Origin of the sequence: Acinetobacter sp. YH12144, from assembly GCF_013418345.1 — a bacterium.
GTDB lineage: Bacteria > Pseudomonadota > Gammaproteobacteria > Pseudomonadales > Moraxellaceae > Acinetobacter > Acinetobacter amyesii.
In genome coordinates, this window is the sequence record NZ_VPCD01000018.1 from 17,880 (window position 1) to 34,664 (window position 16,785).

Genomic DNA, 16,785 nt, shown 5'->3' on the forward strand with positions numbered 1-16,785 from the left:
ATTTATTTTTTGAAATTCGTTTTATTGAAACAGGAATGAACCATGAAAGTTCAAGTTAAAGTTCTCGACACACGTTTAGGTACGGAATGGCCAATGCCAACTTATGCCACAGCAGGTTCGGCAGGTCTTGATCTCCGTGCATGTGTAGAAGAAACCACCGTAATTGAACCGGGTCAAACTGTTCTGGTAAAAACAGGCCTATCGATTTATATCGAAGATACTAACTTTGCAGGTTTAATTCTGCCACGTTCAGGCTTAGGTCATAAACACGGAATCGTGTTGGGTAACTTGGTCGGTTTGATTGACTCAGACTACCAAGGTGAATTGATGGTATCTGTTTGGAACCGTAGCCAAACGGCATTTAGCCTAGAGCCGGGTGAGCGTTTAGCACAATATGTTTTAGTGCCAGTTGTACAAGCTCAGTTTGATATTGTGGATGAGTTTGAAGCCACTGAACGAGGAGCAGGCGGTTTTGGTCATACAGGTAAAAACTAATCAGCGCAAGACTTTTGATCCAGTGTGTTGACAAGTAAATGCCTACAATCAAGTAGCTAATAAAAACCATCCTCGTGATGGTTTTTATTTATATCATTTTAATTTATTAAAAATCAAACCTATATTTAGAGTGTTTAGGCTTTTATCAATATCGTTTATAGGCTTATCTCGAAAAATTTAATTCTGATGAAATTACTCGGTTTATATTTTAATAGAGAAGAATAAATTGAGCCTTGTTTGTTGATTTAAATTTAATCAATTTACTATATTTGTACAGAGTGGAAGAGGGGTTTAAAAATGTTTGAAAAGTAAAATAAATATAGATGAACGCGTGGTTTGATATTTTATAAATTGTAAAGTCTTGATTTATTTAAAAAATAATTTAGAGATAATAGGTGTTTTTGGATTGATTTTAAGTTTTTGATCAGTGTTTAAATATTATTAATTGATTATTAACTAAAATTGTTATAAAAAAGCTACACTTTTTTTCAGGATTTTATCCTTTAATTAAAAGCTTAAATTCTAAATAGAATTTAAGATTTTTTAATTAATAAAGATGTAATTAGAAGAACATAGTATGGGTTCACTGTTTAGTCACTTTCCGCAACATATTTTTCGTGCATATGACATTCGCGGGAAAATATCGCTCTTAAATGCTGATTTAGTTCAGTCAATTGCTTGTGGCTTAGTCAAACAATATTTAGATGTAGGGCAAAAGAGACTTGCCATTGGCTATGATGCGCGTTTAACCAGTCCAACCTATGCAAAAATAATTCAAAAAGTCTGCCATGAGGCTGGCCTTGAAGCGGAAATTATTGGCTGCTGCTCAAGCCCGATGTTGTATTTTATTGCGGGACAATTTCAAGGCAATGGCATTATGGTGACGGCGAGCCATAATCCAAAATCAGATAATGGTATCAAGTGGATTATCAAAGGTGAGCCACCTTGTCCAGAGATGATTCAACACGTTGCAGTCGAAGCACGAAATTGTTTTTCATCGGAACGCGTGCATTTGATGACTGAAATTGAGCCACACGAAATCAAGCCTGAATATTGTTTGGCCTATCAGAAATTTATTTTAGATGACATTCATTTACAGCAACCACTTAAAGTTGTGATCGATGGCATGCATGGTTCAGCTGGGCATTGTGCAGCCTTATTATTAAATAAATTAGGCTGTGAAGTTTTGGCATTACGTTGCCAAGCTGATGGACATTTCCCTGATCATGCTCCAGATCCATCACAGCTCAAACATTTAACCCATCTCCGCCAAGCCATACAGCTACAAAAAGCCGATATTGGCATTGCTTTAGATGGTGATGGTGATCGTTTAGTGCTGATTGATGAAACTGGCAAAGTCGTTTCTGCAGATCGATTATTGTGTTTATTTGCTGAAATTTGTTTGACTCAAAAACCACATGCAGAGGTGGTATTTGATGTGAAATGTTCAACAATGATTCGGGATACCGTGTGCGATTTAGATGCGCAGCCTGTCATGATTCGAACGGGCAGTAGTTTCTTGCGAAAATATATTTCCCAATCTAAAGGCAAAGCGGTTTTTGGTGGTGAATACGCAGGGCATTATGTTTTTAATGACGGTCGTGGTGGTGGCTATGACGACGGTCTATATGCTGCCTTAAGGGTCTTAGAATATATTCAAACTCAGGGGCTGACATTGTCAGAAGCTTTGGCGAAATATCCAGAGCGCTTTAGTACCGAAGATTTATATGTCAGTACGCATCAGCATGATCCAGCGGAAGTTTTAAAGCAGGTTGAAGCCAATTCTACGCGAATTCTGGCACAAATCAGTAAAATTGATGGAATACGCCTTGATTTTGATGATGGATTTGGCATCATTCGAGCATCGAATACAGGTGAGTATTTCACTTTACGCTTTGATGCCAACTCATCAGCACGCTTAAAAGAAATACGAGATCTGTTTGTTTCCATGTTAGTTGAGCACTATCCAGACATTGCTCATGACATTCCAGATGCTCAATAAGGAGAGGCAAATGCCACATCAACATACTGGCATCGACAAAGCACAAATCCTGACGGAAGCTTTGCCGTATATTCAACGTTTTGCGGGTAAGACGCTGGTAGTGAAGTATGGTGGTAATGCCATGACCGATCCTGAGCTTGAGAGCTCATTTGCACGTGATATCGTGCTGCTGAAAACGGTTGGTTTAAATCCGATTGTGGTTCATGGCGGTGGTCCACAAGTGGATTCATTCCTCAAACAATTAGGCCGTGAGTCTGATCGTATCGACGGTATGCGCGTGACTGATCCTGCAACGATGGAAGTTGTCGAGATGGTCTTGGGCGGCAGCGTGAACAAATCGATTGTGAACTTAATCAATAAACACGGTGGCCGTGCAATTGGTTTAACGGGTAAAGATGGTAATTTGATCCGTGCGCAAAAATTATTGATGGAAAAAACAGCCGAAGATGGTTCAGTAAAACAGATTGATTTAGGTCTAGTTGGCGAAGTGGTTGGTGTGAAAACTGACGTACTTGAAATGTTTACCCAAAGCGATTTTATTCCTGTGATTGCACCATTAGGTGTAGACGAAGACGGCAACACCTATAACATCAATGCTGACTTGGTTGCAGGTAAAGTGGCTGAAGCATTGGGTGCGGAAAAGCTAATTTTATTGACCAATATCACGGGTGTTTTAGACGAAAATAAAAATCTGCTGACTGGGTTAACCACCCAAGAAGTCGATCGTTTGATTGAAACTGGCGTGATCTATGGCGGCATGATTCCGAAAGTTGGCTGTGCATTAGATGCAGTCAAAGGCGGCGTAATCAGCGCACATATTGTTGATGGTCGTGTACCTCATGCAACATTACTTGAAATCTTTACGGATCATGGTGTGGGTACATTAATCACCAATCGAACCAATGTGAAAAAAGCTTAAGATACTTAGCATTTTTTGATATAAAAAAGCCTCTTTTGAGGCTTTTTTATTATTTATCAGTTGGCTAAGTAACTTTTGAAAAGATCAAATAATGTATTTGCCCTGTTGGATTATAAAAACTCTTACAATGGCGCCGATTTTAGATTTACAACAACTAAAACTGTCATGCACAATAGAGAAATCATAGATTTACTGCTGAAATGATCGATATGTGCCAGCTGCTCGGAATGAATTGTGCGACTCCTACCGATATAACTTTTTCGTTTCGGGGATTTTCGCAGCGAGCAGGAATTACCTCAGATCATTGTGATGGCTTTGGTATCGCTTTTTTTGAAGATAAAGCATGTCGTTTATTTGTCGACAATCAATCTGCTGTAGAGTCTCCGATTGCTGAGCTGATCCGAAACTACCCGATTAAATCTCGCAATGTGATTGCACACATTCGTAAAGCGACACAAGGCAAAATTAATCTTGAAAACTCACATCCATTTAGTCGTGAATTGTGGGGCAGACAGTGGATTTTTGCACATAATGGCGACCTACATGGCTTTCAGCCTGAGCTCACAGGGCGCTTCAGCCCCGTCGGCAATACCGACAGTGAATTGGCCTTTTGCTATTTGCTCGAGCAAATGGTGAAACGTTTTGGTTATACCGAACCTACACTCGATCAGGTGTTTGATCTGTTATTAGAAATTTCTCCTAAAATTGCAGAACATGGCACCTTTAATTTTTGTTTGTCGAATGGGCAGGCGCTATTTAGTTATGCGATTACCAAGCTGCATTGGCTGGTTCGAGAGTTTCCATTTCAGCCTGCACAGTTGATTGATATTGATGTTGAAGTCGATTTTAGTGAAGTCACTACGCCTGAAGACCGTGTTGCCGTGATTACCACTGAACCCCTAACGCAAAACGAAGTTTGGACAGCATTTGAGCCGGGTGAAATGATTTTATTTCAACATGGTCGTCCAATTCGTGCTGCAAAGACGGTTGTTGAACGTTTAGAACGTGAGCGGCTGGACCCATCTTTAAAACGTGTCACACGTGCAGATCAGTATTAATTTTGAATGAAAGATATTCATTATAAAAATGAATATCTTACACTTTATTGAATTAAGGGTGTTTTCTAAGATATTGAATTGATTAAAAAATATCTTAGCTTTATACTCGGGATTAAATAAATTAACATAATAAAAACAATTGATTGCAATATAAATGGCAGTATTTCAATTAAAACCAACCTTTTTACTTCATTTTTATTTAAGTTCTTTAATTATATGATGAAATTTACGTGATAAGTCCTTCATATTTATAGGTGGTCGTAATGAAAATGAAATGGGTTCCAGAATACAATACTGGTATCGATGTGATTGACGATCAACACAAACGGATTCTTGACTACATCAATGAAATTGATGGCATTGACGCAAATACAGATCGTGATCGTGTAAAACAAATTCTGGAAAACATTATTGATTACACGCAATCACATTTTACCTTCGAAGAATCTTTACAAGAAGAAGCGGGTTATAAATATCGTGTGCCACATAAACGCGTACATGATTTATTTATTAAAAAAATTGAATCTTACCGTGACCGTTTTGAAATGGGGCATGCGATTGAAAATGAATTACATGAAGTGCTTTCAAAATGGCTGATTAACCATATTCAGCACGATGATGCTGATTATGTCGGTGCGGTTAAAGAAAATATGATGGGTATCATCAAAGAAAAAGAAAAGAAAAAAGGCAAAAATTGGTTTGCACGTTTCTTTTCATAACCTCAAAAAATGAAATAAAAACAATTAAATTCTAATAATATCATTTGCGCAGCAAATCACCTTTAAGGTGATTTGCTTTTTGTTTTTGATTTTCAAGGCACAGCAAGGCAAAATAGCGCTAGAATTTTCAAAGGAATTTGTCATGCAGGACAATGCGATGTCGAAATGGTTATCGCCACTGATGGCGTTCTGTTTATCTTTTATCATTATTGCAACTTTAGCACCGGTAACAGGTATTCAAATTGAACGTCAGCTAGATTTCTGGCTGTTGTGGCTAGGTACAATGCTTATTTTAGCTTTACCGCTATGTTATTTGGAAATTGCTTTAGCAAAACGTTCAAAAATTACAGCAGTTCAAGCACTGTCTTCGCTAACACGTGATGCGGATGCTTCACCCAAATGGCGTATAGTCGGTTGGCTTGCCGTAGTATTTATTCCATTTTTAGCAGGTGCCATGCTTTCAGCCGCGTCGCAATATGTGGCAATTTTTACAGCTAATGGCTTTGCCTATAGCATTATTTTGGCTGTCCTTGCGGTCATTGCATTTGCATTGTCGTTTGTACCACGCCAATTTTTAGTGATTTTGACCGCTATTGGTGTGATTGCTGCAGTAGTTTTAGCGAATGTTATGGGAACTGCCTTACCAGAGTGGAAAATGACTGCGCTCGAATTTAGTGAGTGGGGCAATGCAACTGTCTTGGCGCTCGTAGCAAGTGGTTTGGGGATGGGCTTGTATTGGCAGTCAAGTTTACCAGCCGTGAAGCAACAAGAGATTGCAAGCAAAACGGTATTTCCGATTTGGATCGCTCAACTTTTGGCAGTGGTTGCTTTTGCCTTTTTCGCAGCAAAAGCACAAGTATCTGCTTTAGCACTGGTTGTGGGTTTAGTCGCAGCTTCAGCATTGCTGATTCAAATGGCACGTGAACAATTACAACAACGCCAATTGGCCATAGTGGTGCAATGGGCGATTTTATTGGTTGCGGTTTTTGTATGGGCACTGAGCACTGTTGTTCCAGTATTTAATATTGCCTTGTTGATTTGGGGCTTAATTATTTGTCTGATTTATGCGATTTTCGCAGGTTGGATTATGAAGATTAGTCATCTACGTAAGTCAATGAACTTCAGTCATGAAACCTTTTATAATATTTGGCGTATTGCTGTACGTATCGTAGTGCCCTTGTCAATAATATTGGCATTGGTGGCTGTGATTGGGCAGTTATTCTAATGACAGCTCAGTTACAAGTGTGGGTGGCTTATGCGAGCGTGGAACAGCAGATATTAATTCCTCTAATCTTTAATCCCGGTATGACGGTTGAAGATGCTATTGTGCAAAGTGGCATTCGAAAACAAGTAGATTTACCAGAAGTATTAACACTAGGAATCTTCGGGGCGCGTGTAAGCGATTCATCTCAGTTACTTGAAGCAGGTGATCGTGTCGAAATCTATCGTGCATTAACCATTAATCCGAAAGATATTCGTCGTAATCGCGCCAAGAAAAATCCCGTTGGTCGTTATTGTCGAGGCAATCGTTTCAAACAATTGTACTTATAAAAAAAACCCCTAAATTTAGGGGTTTATTTTTATCTGAAAGCGACTATAGTGGTGGCGCAGTTAAAATCGCTTCTTTAGAACCTGGTAAGCCAGGTTGAGACTCTGGAATGGTTTCTAAGCCTTCAATTTTTTGAACGATACCGTTTTGGTCAAAGAAGATTTTTAAGTGTTGACCATGTGCAGCAGGAATCTTGGCTTTTTTAGCATATGTTCCTGGGGTATACTTATAAATGTAGTCCCAACGTAACGGATTCATTGGATCGGCAACAGTTGGACTACCTAGCAAAAAGCGAACTTGTTGGTGGCTCATTCCCACTTGAATTTTAGCCGCTTGTGCTTGAGTTAAAGGTGTACCTTGTGGAATATCAACTTTATAAACACCCAAGGTTGAACAGCCTACGAGCAATGAAGTGACAAATAACGTCAGCATGATTTTTTGCATTTTGCTAAACTATCCCAAATTAATTATGATGCATTTGATCCAAGGATAGATCATACTGCATCTAAACTTTGTTGCATATTCCAACTTTAATTTTGTTGAGAGACCTTTTTTCATGCCTATTTCAAATCAAGATTTACGTAAAGCTGGACTTAAAGTTACACTTCCACGAATTAAAATATTGGAATTGCTTGAAAATTCAAGACAACATCACTTAAGCGCAGAAGATATTTATAAGACTTTACTTGAACAGGGTGAAGATGTGGGTTTAGCAACTGTGTATCGCGTGTTAACACAGTTTGAAGCTGCAGGTATTATTCAACGCCATCATTTTGAAAACAATCATTCTGTTTTTGAGATTATGCAAGAAGATCACCATGACCATATTGTGTGTCAAAACTGCAATAAAGTGGTGGAATTTACTAATGATGTGATTGAGCATGAGCAACATCAAGTGGCAGAAAAATTTGGTTTCCAACTTACAGGTCACTCATTAAATCTTTATGGCTATTGTGATGCGCCTGAATGCCAAGAAGCATATCGTAAAAAATAATCCGATGCGGATGAGAATGAATAAAAAACAGACTTCATGTGAAGTCTGTTTTTTATTTCCGAAAGCGTTTAAGCAAAATTAATGTTGACCATCAAAGGTAATATTTGAATTTGCACGCAGTAAATGCTCACCGCCTTCTTCAGACAATTTAATTTGTAGACGCAGGTCGTTCGGTGAGTCGGCATGTTTTAGCGCATCTTTGTAGCTAATTTGCTTGGCTTTATAAAGGTCATATAAGGCTTGGTCAAAGGTTTGCATACCTAGTTCACGAGAACGCTTCATCAGGTCTTTAATTTCATGCACTTCACCCTTACGGATTAAGTCTGAAATTAAAGGTGAGTTGATCAAAATCTCAATGGCAGCACGACGTGAATTACCATCAATGGTTGGAATCAACTGCTGCGCAACCATTGCTTTTAAGTTCAAAGACAAGTCCATGAATAGCTGACTATGACGATCTGCTTCAAAGAAGTGAATGATACGATCGATGGCCTGGTTGGCGTTGTTGGCATGCAGTGTTGCAAAAACCAAGTGACCGGTTTCAGCAAAGGCAATCGCATAGTCCATAGTTTCTCGTGAACGAATCTCACCAATCAGAATCACGTCAGGTGCCTGACGTAGCGTATTTTTTAAGGCAACTTCGAAAGAGTCGGTATCAATACCCACTTCACGTTGGGTAATGATACAGCCTCGGTGTTGGTGTACAAATTCAATCGGGTCTTCAATGGTAATGATATGACCTTTGCTATTTTCATTACGATAGCCAATCAAAGACGCCAAAGAGGTTGATTTACCCGTACCTGTTGCACCTACGAAAATAATAATGCCACGTTTGGTCATCGCCAATTCTTTTAAAATCGGCGGTAATTTCAACTCATCCATCGTTGGAATGACAGTTTCGATACGACGCAGCACCATACCTGGCTGGTCACGTTGTTGAAATGCACTGACACGAAAACGAGCAGATTTACTGGTATTACTAATGGCAAAGTTACATTCGCGCGTATCGGCAAATTCCTTACGCTGTTTGTCAGACATAATCGAATGTAAGATTTGACCGACAGTCGGGCCCGGTAACTTAGTCGAGCCAATTGGCAAAATTTGCCCATTGATCTTAATCGAGGGTTCAACATCGGCTGTAATAAACAAATCCGATGCTTTTTTCTCCACCATATAATCAAGTAAGCCGTTAAAATCCATAACGATCGCCCCAGAAAAATAAAAAAATTACAAGAAAGATTCGGGTTGTTTTGCTGCAGTCCGTGCAGTTTGCGTACTAATAATGCCTTTTGCGACAAGGTTTTTTAAGCTTTGATCGAGTGTGGTCATACCGTAGTTGGCACCCGTTTGAATCGCAGAATACATTTGCGCGACTTTGTTTTCACGAATCAAGTTACGGATCGCAGGAATACCGATCATGATTTCATGCGCAGCCACACGACCGCCACCATTTTTCTTGAGTAGGGTTTGTGAAATTACGGCTTGAAGTGATTCAGATAACATGGCACGAACCATGTCTTTTTCTTCAGCAGGGAATACGTCAATCACACGGTCAATGGTTTTTGCGGCAGAGGTTGTATGGAGTGTACCGAAGACCAAGTGACCGGTTTCAGCAGCTGTCAGCGCCAAACGAATGGTTTCAAGGTCACGCATCTCACCGACTAAGATAATATCCGGGTCTTCACGCAGTGCGGAACGAAGTGCTTCGTTAAAGCCGTGCGTATCACGGTGTACTTCACGTTGGTTGACCAAGCATTTTTTTGATTCGTGTACAAATTCGATCGGGTCTTCGACCGTTAAAATATGGTCATAACGGTTGTCGTTAATGTAATCGACCATCGCAGCAAGCGTGGTTGATTTACCCGAACCTGTTGGACCGGTCACCAATACGATGCCACGTGGATATTCACAAATATCCTTGAATATTTGGCCCATGCCAAGATCTTCAATGGTTAGTACTTTTGAAGGAATGGTACGGAATACGGCACCAGCACCACGGTTTTGGTTAAATGCGTTCACACGGAAACGAGCCACACCAGGTACTTCAAATGAAAAGTCAGTTTCTAATTTTTCTTCGTAATCACGACGCTGTTTATCGTTCATGATGTCGTAAACCAATTTGTGCACTTCTTTGTGTTCAAGAGCAGGAAGGTTAATACGACGAACTTCACCATCCACACGAATCATTGGTGGCATACCAGAAGATAAATGTAAATCCGAAGCGTTATTTTTGGCAGCAAAGGCCAATAGTTCTGTAATGTCCATAAAATCCCCGAGATAAAAATTAAATCTTAATTATTTTGATAGAATAATAAGGCTTTCCCACAGCTTAACCAACACTTAGTTGCAGGGCAATGCAAAAAAAGATGAATGAAATGAGAACCCCGTCAATGAATAAACTTCAAGAAGCACGAAATCAAGTCTTGCAGCAAATTGAGCAGGCTTGCCAACTTGCGGGTCGACCACAGCAGTCGGTTGAATTGTTGGCTGTATCTAAGACGCATCCTGCTGAAATGCTAAGAGAAATGTATGCAACGGGGCAACGCTCATTTGGTGAAAATTATCTGCAAGAAGCGCTTGAAAAAATTGAGGCTTTGGCAGATTTAGAGATTGATTGGCATTTCATTGGTCATGTACAGCGCAATAAAACCAAACATTTGGCTTCAAATTTTGCTTGGGTGCATGGGGTAGACCGTTTGATTATTGCGGAGCGTTTATCAAGCCAGCGAGAAGCGACGCAAGCACCTTTGAATATTTGCCTACAAGTCAATATTGATGCGCAAGATACGAAGGATGGCTGTCAGCCGAATGAAGTAGCAGATTTGGTCGCACAGATTTCTACGCTACCGAATTTACGCTTACGTGGACTGATGGTGATTCCTGCTCCAAACAATCCGCAAGCGTTTGCTGATGCCAAAATGCTCTTTGAACACGTCAAAGCACAGCATGCGAAACCTGAAGATTGGGATACATTAAGTATGGGGATGTCAGGCGATATGACTGATGCGATTGCTGCGGGTTCAACGATGGTTCGCGTGGGGACAGCATTGTTTGGCGCACGTGATTATTCAAAATAGGACAGAAGATTCAGCCTGCTTTCAAAAACTAGGCTTATAAAGTGTAAGCACAGCAGATAAATTTTCACAATAGATGAAACCTATGGGTTCAAAGTGAGCCTTTTAATTTGAACTTTCCATTAAAGTTGAGTACAAAATAATCAGGATGTTTTTGATATTGAAGTAATTCACACTTGGACAAATAGGGAAGTTCATGACGGCATATTATCAGTTGATTCAACGCGACGTAGATGCGCAAGGCTGTGTCACGGCACATTACCATTCGACCAATTTAGCACAAGGTGCATGGAATGCACATGAGCAACACATGGCACCAGCTACAGGCATTATTTGTGCTGAATTAGACCGTTTTTCACCACGTCATGATATGCGTATCGGGCGCATTAGCCTCGATATTTTGGGCTTAATTCCTGCTGGCGAGTTTGAAATAATCACGCAAGTGATTCGTCCGGGAAAAACCATTGAACTGATTGAATCTGAAATGCGGGCTCAGGGCAAAACCTGCATTGTGGCACGCACTTGGCGCATGATGACGCAAAATAGCCAGTCCGTGAAAGGTTTGGAGGATGCTGATGTGACTGGGCCAGAAACTGCGCCGATTTGGGACGGTATCCGTCAGTGGCCGGGGGGATATATTCAGTCGATTGAAGCAAGAAGCCATGGGCGCCGTGCAGGTCAAGGCATTGTGTGGCTGAGAACACAGCATGACATGGTTGAAGGTGAGCCGACTGCTGATTTTGTCCGTTTAATGGGCATGGTTGATACCGCCAATGGTATTGTTCCGCGTCAGGATTGGCCATTTGGCTGGGGCTTTCCAAATCTGGATCTACAAATCCATTTGCACCGTTTACCACAGGGACAGTGGTTAGGTCTGGAAACCGTGCAGCAGTATGGAGCGGATGGTGTTGGTTTGAGTAGTTCTGTATTGCATGATGTCCATGGCCCATTTGGGCGTAGTGAACAGATTTTAACGCTACGTCCACTCGGGACGTAATGATCTAGAGAATCAAAAATTATAAAGCCTGCTTTAAGCAGGCTTTTTTTAAGATACGATTTGGATGGTGCTTGCACCTGCTCCGACAGGATTGACTTGAATTTGCACAGGGATTCGTTCGTGCATTTCTTGAATATGCGAGATCAATACTACTTTACGGCCTTGGTTTTGCAACTGATCTAGAGCATTCATGACCATGTGTAGACTTGAGGCATCTAGCGTGCCAAATCCTTCGTCAATAAATAGGCTTTCGATTTTCGTTGTTCCTGATGCCATGCTTGCAATGGCTAAGGATAAAGCGAGTGCTGTTAAGAACGACTCACCACCTGAAAGCGAAGAGACAGAGCGAGTTTCGCCATCCATGTCATGATCGATAATGGCTAGACTTAAGGAATTTTCAAGGCGCTTTAAGGTATAGCGCTGTGAAAGTATCGCCAATTGCTGGTTAGCATACTCGATTAAAATATCAAGGTTATATTGCTGCGCCAAATCACGGAACTTCTTGCCCGTTGCATCGCCCATTAAGCTCGAAATTTTATTCCAACGATGTTCTTCAGATTGGATCTGTTGAATCTGATCGGCAAATTGTTTTTGTTTGCTGAGGTTAGAAAAATGAACATCTAACTTACTTTTAAGTTGATCTCTAAGTTCTTGCTGTTCTGCAAGGGCTTTAAGATTTAGTGCAATGACACGCTCGATTTGTAAAATTTGTATTTCAGGCTGTGTTTTTAAATGCTGTTTCAACGTTTCTTGAATAGCCTGAATACCTGCTTGAGCATCTGAATAGGCACGTTCTGCATTTAAAACACGCTGTTTAAGCTGCTGTTCTTGTTCATATGAAATTGCACTAAGTTGCGCTAACAGCGTTTCACTAAATTCTGAATTTTGGCTCATCCATTGTTGAAGCGTATTTTCAACATGCCTCATTTGAGTGACTAATTGTGTTTGCTGGGTGAGGTATTCTTTTAAGCGACTTTGACTGGTTTCAAAGGCTTGACGTACTTGATCGAATGTTTGACGAGCCTGATTGAATCTCGTCTGTAACAGTTGTCTGTTTTGGTCAAAATCATTTAACCAATCATGTGGTTTTTCAACTTGTGTTTGGGTCATCTCAAAAATAGTTTGAATCGCAATATCACTATTTTTTTTGCCCTCAATTGTTAAATTTTCAATTAGATTTTGAGCCGTTTGAATTTTTTCCTGACTAAATTTAATTTGTTGCTGATAGTGCTCAAGCTGTTGTGAAGTTTGATTATATTGAGTATTTAACTCGTGGCGTTGCTTTAAGTAATTTTGACGTTGTTGTAGTGTGTGATAAATCTGTTTAGCCGCGCTTAAAGTCGACTGTTCCCATAATTTTTTTTCTACGTCATTCAACACAATGAGAATATGCTGAATATTGATTTCAGCTTGTTGCACACTGGATAAGTGCTGTGTGGTTTGTTGAATTGAAGTTATGAGTGCATGACTTTGTTTTTGAGCATTTTCATGTGAAATTAAGGCATCTTCAGTTTGTTTTTGCGCTTGTTGTGATTCATTGATTCTTGTCTGAATCAGTTGCGCCAAGGCTTCATGCTGATGTGAAAAATCAAAAGAAATATTTAGAATATTTAATTGTTGTTGAAGCGCATTTTTTGCCTGATCAAGTTGTATTTTTAAGGTCGCTAGCTGTTGCGCATTGGCATCCATTAACGCGGTTTGCTGAGTGGAGGTGGTTTGTAATTTTTGCCAAGCTTCGAAAGCCACTTTTTCCAATGCAAGTGCTTGTTGTTCTTGTTGCGTTTGTAGTTTCAGTAATTCATCAGAAAAAGCTTCTTTTTCTGAATAAGGATGATGGGTACTTCCACAGACTAAACACGCTTCGCCATCGACCAAATCTGCACGCAATTTTTCAATATTTTCCGTATTCAGTAAGCGCTGTTGTTGCAACATGTGTTGCAGTTTTTCACGCTCATTTTTCTGCGTTTGATAGGTAAGTTCGGCCGTTTTTAGCTGCGTATGACTTTGTTTAATTTGCTGAGCTAGTGTACGTTTCACCGTCATGAGATTGTTGTTTTCAGCATCAATATTTTGGAAGCTTTGCCATTGTTGCTGAACAACATTGAGCTGATTTAATTTTTGTAAAAGCTGGTCACGTTCGTAACGTAGTGATGAAATTTTCTGATTGAGCGCATCTTCTTGCCCAAATGTTTGCGTTAATTTTTCAAGTTGTTTTTGTTGTGTCTGTAATTGTGTATTGGCTTGTTGCACATTGCCATAATTTTTTTCAAATTGTGCATAACTTTGAATAAATCGTTGAGTCTGTGTGATATGCGCTGAAAGTGCATCATCGAGTGAGGCAAAGTGATTTGAACTTTCTAGCTGTGCCGTGTGTTGAGCAATATTGGTTTGCAGTTGCTCAAGCTGTTCCTTCATCTGTTTTTCATTGTTGATATGCGGAACAAGTTGGTTTTCAATCTCTTTAAAATCACCTTGCGCTTTGCGTAATTGATCTACCAATACAAGACGTTCAGCAATCCGGTCACGCACCAGTTTAATTTTGTCTTGATGTTGAATCTCAAATTGATGCTGTTGTTTTTGTTCTGTATCTATTTTTTCAAAGATGGTTTTTTCAGCATTGAATTGTTGTTCAATCTCTGAAAAATGCTGTTGTGCATGTGTCAATTGCGGCTGTAATTGTGCAATTTCAAGCTTGATATTTTTTTGTTGAATTACACTTGGGCGTATAGATGAAAAGCGTTCAAGTTGTTGCAGTTGTAGCTTTTCAGGCGCAAGTGCATCAAGTTGTTGTTGCTGATTTTGTAGTTGTTGCTGACGTGCTTGCACATCAGTTTCGTATTTTTGCTTTTGTTCATACCACTGTTGATTTTTTTCGAACGCTGATTTTTCTATTTCCAGCTTTTTATATTCTGTAGAAACCGTATTGAATTGATTCGTGGTTGTTATTAGATCTTCATCAGACAATATTTCAATATGTCCTAAAACATTTTCCAGCTCTTTACGCTGATTGGCAATTTGTTTAGTTTTTTCAAAGGCCAATTGACCAATTTTTCCGAAAATACTGGAATTGGTCAGATATTCCAATAGCTCGCCACGTTCATTATCACGCGCTTTTAAAAAAGCGGTCACTTCTGACTGAGCCAGTAAAACAGCACGAGTAAATTGCTCAAAACTGAGTTGAGTAATGCGTAAAATTTGGCTCTCAACCGCTTTAGTTTTATCTGCAACGACACTGCCATCCGTTAAGCATTTCAGTGAACGCTGTACGCTTTGCAATTTGCCATTTGGGTTTTCACGGGCACGTTTAATTTCCCAACGCGCTGAATAGACTTTTTGGTCTTGGGCAACAAAGCTGAGCTCGGCAAAGCCTTGACCTGTGCCACGGCGTAATACGGTTTGCGGTGAGTTGGTTGGCAACTCTGAACCATCGATATCGATCAGTTTACCATCGCTGTCTTTTAAACGTGGCACACGATTAAACAGCGCCAAACACATGGCATCTAAAATGGTTGATTTACCTGCACCAGTTTTGCCAATAATTGCTACTAAGCCTGCACTGGCTAAAGGCTCAGATTCAAAATCAATAAAATGTTCACCCGCTAAAGATGCCAAGTTTTTAATACGTATAGATAAAATTTTCATGGCAATTCCTTAAGCGTTCGCATCATCTTCAAGTGATTTTTGTGCTTCATCCACCAAACTTAAAAAATCTTTCATTACGGTATCATCAGCACCGTACCCTTGTTTTTCCCAAAGATTTTGAAATAGTTGTTCTGGTGTAGGCGGATCAAGGTTAATTGCAGCTTGCTTCGAATCATTTACATCTGTATTTAAATAACGACGACTAATCCGTACGAGACGATAACGGTTTGGCGCTAAAGCCTCTTCAAACTGCTGTCTTAAATTAGGTGCAGGCGGGGTGTCGGTATGGTATTCAATTTCGACATATTCACGCTGATCAATATCTTCAATTTCACCGCTCGCCAAAGCAGATAATTGTGCCAAAACTTCTGGAATTGTGCCTTTGATGCGATGCAATTGCACACTGCGCGGAATTGCTAAGGACCCCATTTGAAAGCGTGATTCATCTGTTTGAGTTGGATCAATACTGATCTCAAGCACTTGGTGCTTATAATTAATTTCACTAAATGACAGGGGAATCGGTGAGCCGCTATAACGGATATGGGTCTGTGCGACTTTTTGCGGTTTATGCAAATGCCCAAGTGCGACATAGTCAATTACATCATCAAATAGGGCAGTCGAAAGCGCTTCTTCATTGCCAATAATAATCGGGCGCTCTGAGTCCGACGTTTCACCGCCTTGCATGTGGGCATGTGACATTAAAATTAAGGCTTGATCTGAAGTTTTACGTGCTTTGGCTTCCGCAATTAATTGCTGATGCACATAGGTAATAGCGTTTTGGCTATTGGTGGTTTGATCATTGAATCCGGTGATCTCGGCAGCCCGTAAAAAAGGTAAGGTTAGACACCATGCCACAATATTTTTGTGTTCATCATAAATAGGCACGAGTAATCGGTCTAAATCGAGCTGACCTTCAGTATTTTTATGGACCACGCCAACAGCTTTGGCATGGTATTTTTCTAATAATGGCTCAACTTGTTCAATACGGTAACCTGAGTCATGATTGCCTGCGATCATCAGGGTTTGCATGTGCGGGGCACGCACATGCGCATCGGCTAAAAATTGATAGAGCTGTTTTTGCGCTTTGGAAGCTGGGTTGATGACATCAAAAATATCGCCAGCTATCAGCAGGGCATGCGGCTGCTTTTGTTCTATTTGTTCGAGTAACCAATGAAGAAACTGTTCGTGTTCGTAGTCACGTGAGTGGTTATAGAAGAATTGTCCTAAATGCCAATCAGAAGTATGAAAAAAACGAACAGTCATGCAAGCCCCCAAAAATCAAAAAAATTGATTGGGGTCTAAAGTATCACAGATGTTCACATTTTCGAGGGTGATT

General features: G+C 40.1%; 15 protein-coding genes. 10 read left to right on the plus strand and 5 right to left on the minus strand.

Annotated elements, in window-relative coordinates; genetic code table 11:
- Positions 1-42 precede the first annotated feature (42 nt).
- The 7 genes from dut (at position 43) to FTU79_RS12385 (ending at position 6,744) form a co-directional block, all read left to right on the plus strand.
- Complete coding sequence (gene dut, locus FTU79_RS12355) at positions 43-495, plus strand: dUTP diphosphatase (protein WP_111885270.1); 453 nt, start codon at positions 43-45, stop codon at positions 493-495.
- A gap of 577 nt (positions 496-1,072) precedes the next feature.
- Positions 1,073-2,497, plus strand: coding sequence for a phosphomannomutase/phosphoglucomutase (locus FTU79_RS12360; protein WP_180050362.1), 1,425 nt, complete (start codon positions 1,073-1,075; stop codon positions 2,495-2,497).
- Between the two features lie 10 nt (positions 2,498-2,507).
- Positions 2,508-3,416, plus strand: coding sequence for an acetylglutamate kinase (argB, locus tag FTU79_RS12365; protein ID WP_078190033.1), 909 nt, complete (start codon positions 2,508-2,510; stop codon positions 3,414-3,416).
- Positions 3,417-3,625: 209 nt separating this feature from the next.
- The gene (locus FTU79_RS12370; protein ID WP_111885279.1) at positions 3,626-4,474 is read left to right on the plus strand and encodes a class II glutamine amidotransferase; all 849 of its coding nucleotides are present in this window, start codon (positions 3,626-3,628) and stop codon (positions 4,472-4,474) included.
- 263 nt (positions 4,475-4,737) lie between these two features.
- Positions 4,738-5,193 carry a bacteriohemerythrin gene (locus FTU79_RS12375; RefSeq protein ID WP_078190032.1) on the plus strand — a complete coding sequence of 152 codons (456 nt, stop codon included), beginning with the start codon at positions 4,738-4,740 and terminating at the stop codon, positions 5,191-5,193.
- A gap of 142 nt (positions 5,194-5,335) precedes the next feature.
- Positions 5,336-6,418 (plus strand): hypothetical protein, encoded by a 1,083-nt coding sequence (locus FTU79_RS12380; RefSeq protein WP_180004250.1) that lies wholly within the window; start codon positions 5,336-5,338, stop codon positions 6,416-6,418.
- Entirely contained in the window at positions 6,418-6,744 is a 327-nt protein-coding gene (locus FTU79_RS12385; RefSeq protein ID WP_180004252.1) for an RnfH family protein, read from the plus strand. The genes FTU79_RS12380 and FTU79_RS12385 overlap by 1 nt, the downstream gene beginning before the upstream one ends.
- A gap of 43 nt (positions 6,745-6,787) precedes the next feature.
- Here FTU79_RS12385 and FTU79_RS12390 read toward each other — a convergent pair whose 3' ends face one another.
- Entirely contained in the window at positions 6,788-7,186 is a 399-nt protein-coding gene (locus FTU79_RS12390) for an outer membrane protein assembly factor BamE (protein WP_078193102.1), read from the minus strand.
- A 112-nt stretch (positions 7,187-7,298) separates the two neighbouring features.
- Here FTU79_RS12390 and fur point away from each other — a divergent pair, with 112 nt between their 5' ends.
- Positions 7,299-7,736: a ferric iron uptake transcriptional regulator gene (gene fur, locus FTU79_RS12395; RefSeq protein ID WP_078193101.1), complete on the plus strand. Its 438-nt coding sequence runs from the start codon at positions 7,299-7,301 to the stop codon at positions 7,734-7,736.
- A gap of 78 nt (positions 7,737-7,814) precedes the next feature.
- Here the strand turns inward: fur and FTU79_RS12400 are convergent, their stop codons facing one another.
- Together FTU79_RS12400 and FTU79_RS12405 are read right to left on the minus strand one after the other, a co-directional pair.
- Positions 7,815-8,936 (minus strand): PilT/PilU family type 4a pilus ATPase, encoded by a 1,122-nt coding sequence (locus tag FTU79_RS12400; RefSeq protein WP_168379063.1) that lies wholly within the window; start codon positions 8,934-8,936, stop codon positions 7,815-7,817.
- Positions 8,937-8,963: 27 nt separating this feature from the next.
- Positions 8,964-10,001 (minus strand): type IV pilus twitching motility protein PilT, encoded by a 1,038-nt coding sequence (locus FTU79_RS12405; protein ID WP_078190026.1) that lies wholly within the window; start codon positions 9,999-10,001, stop codon positions 8,964-8,966.
- Between the two features lie 125 nt (positions 10,002-10,126).
- Here FTU79_RS12405 and FTU79_RS12410 point away from each other — a divergent pair, with 125 nt between their 5' ends.
- Both FTU79_RS12410 and FTU79_RS12415 read left to right on the plus strand, forming a co-directional pair.
- Positions 10,127-10,813 carry a YggS family pyridoxal phosphate-dependent enzyme gene (locus FTU79_RS12410; protein ID WP_180026560.1) on the plus strand — a complete coding sequence of 229 codons (687 nt, stop codon included), beginning with the start codon at positions 10,127-10,129 and terminating at the stop codon, positions 10,811-10,813.
- A 193-nt stretch (positions 10,814-11,006) separates the two neighbouring features.
- Complete coding sequence (locus tag FTU79_RS12415; protein WP_078193098.1) at positions 11,007-11,807, plus strand: thioesterase family protein; 801 nt, start codon at positions 11,007-11,009, stop codon at positions 11,805-11,807.
- Between the two features lie 48 nt (positions 11,808-11,855).
- Here the strand turns inward: FTU79_RS12415 and FTU79_RS12420 are convergent, their stop codons facing one another.
- Complete coding sequence (locus FTU79_RS12420; RefSeq protein ID WP_180050365.1) at positions 11,856-15,449, minus strand: AAA family ATPase; 3,594 nt, start codon at positions 15,447-15,449, stop codon at positions 11,856-11,858.
- Between the two features lie 9 nt (positions 15,450-15,458).
- Positions 15,459-16,712 carry an exonuclease SbcCD subunit D C-terminal domain-containing protein gene (locus FTU79_RS12425; protein ID WP_373685663.1) on the minus strand — a complete coding sequence of 418 codons (1,254 nt, stop codon included), beginning with the start codon at positions 16,710-16,712 and terminating at the stop codon, positions 15,459-15,461.
- Positions 16,713-16,785 lie beyond the last annotated feature (73 nt).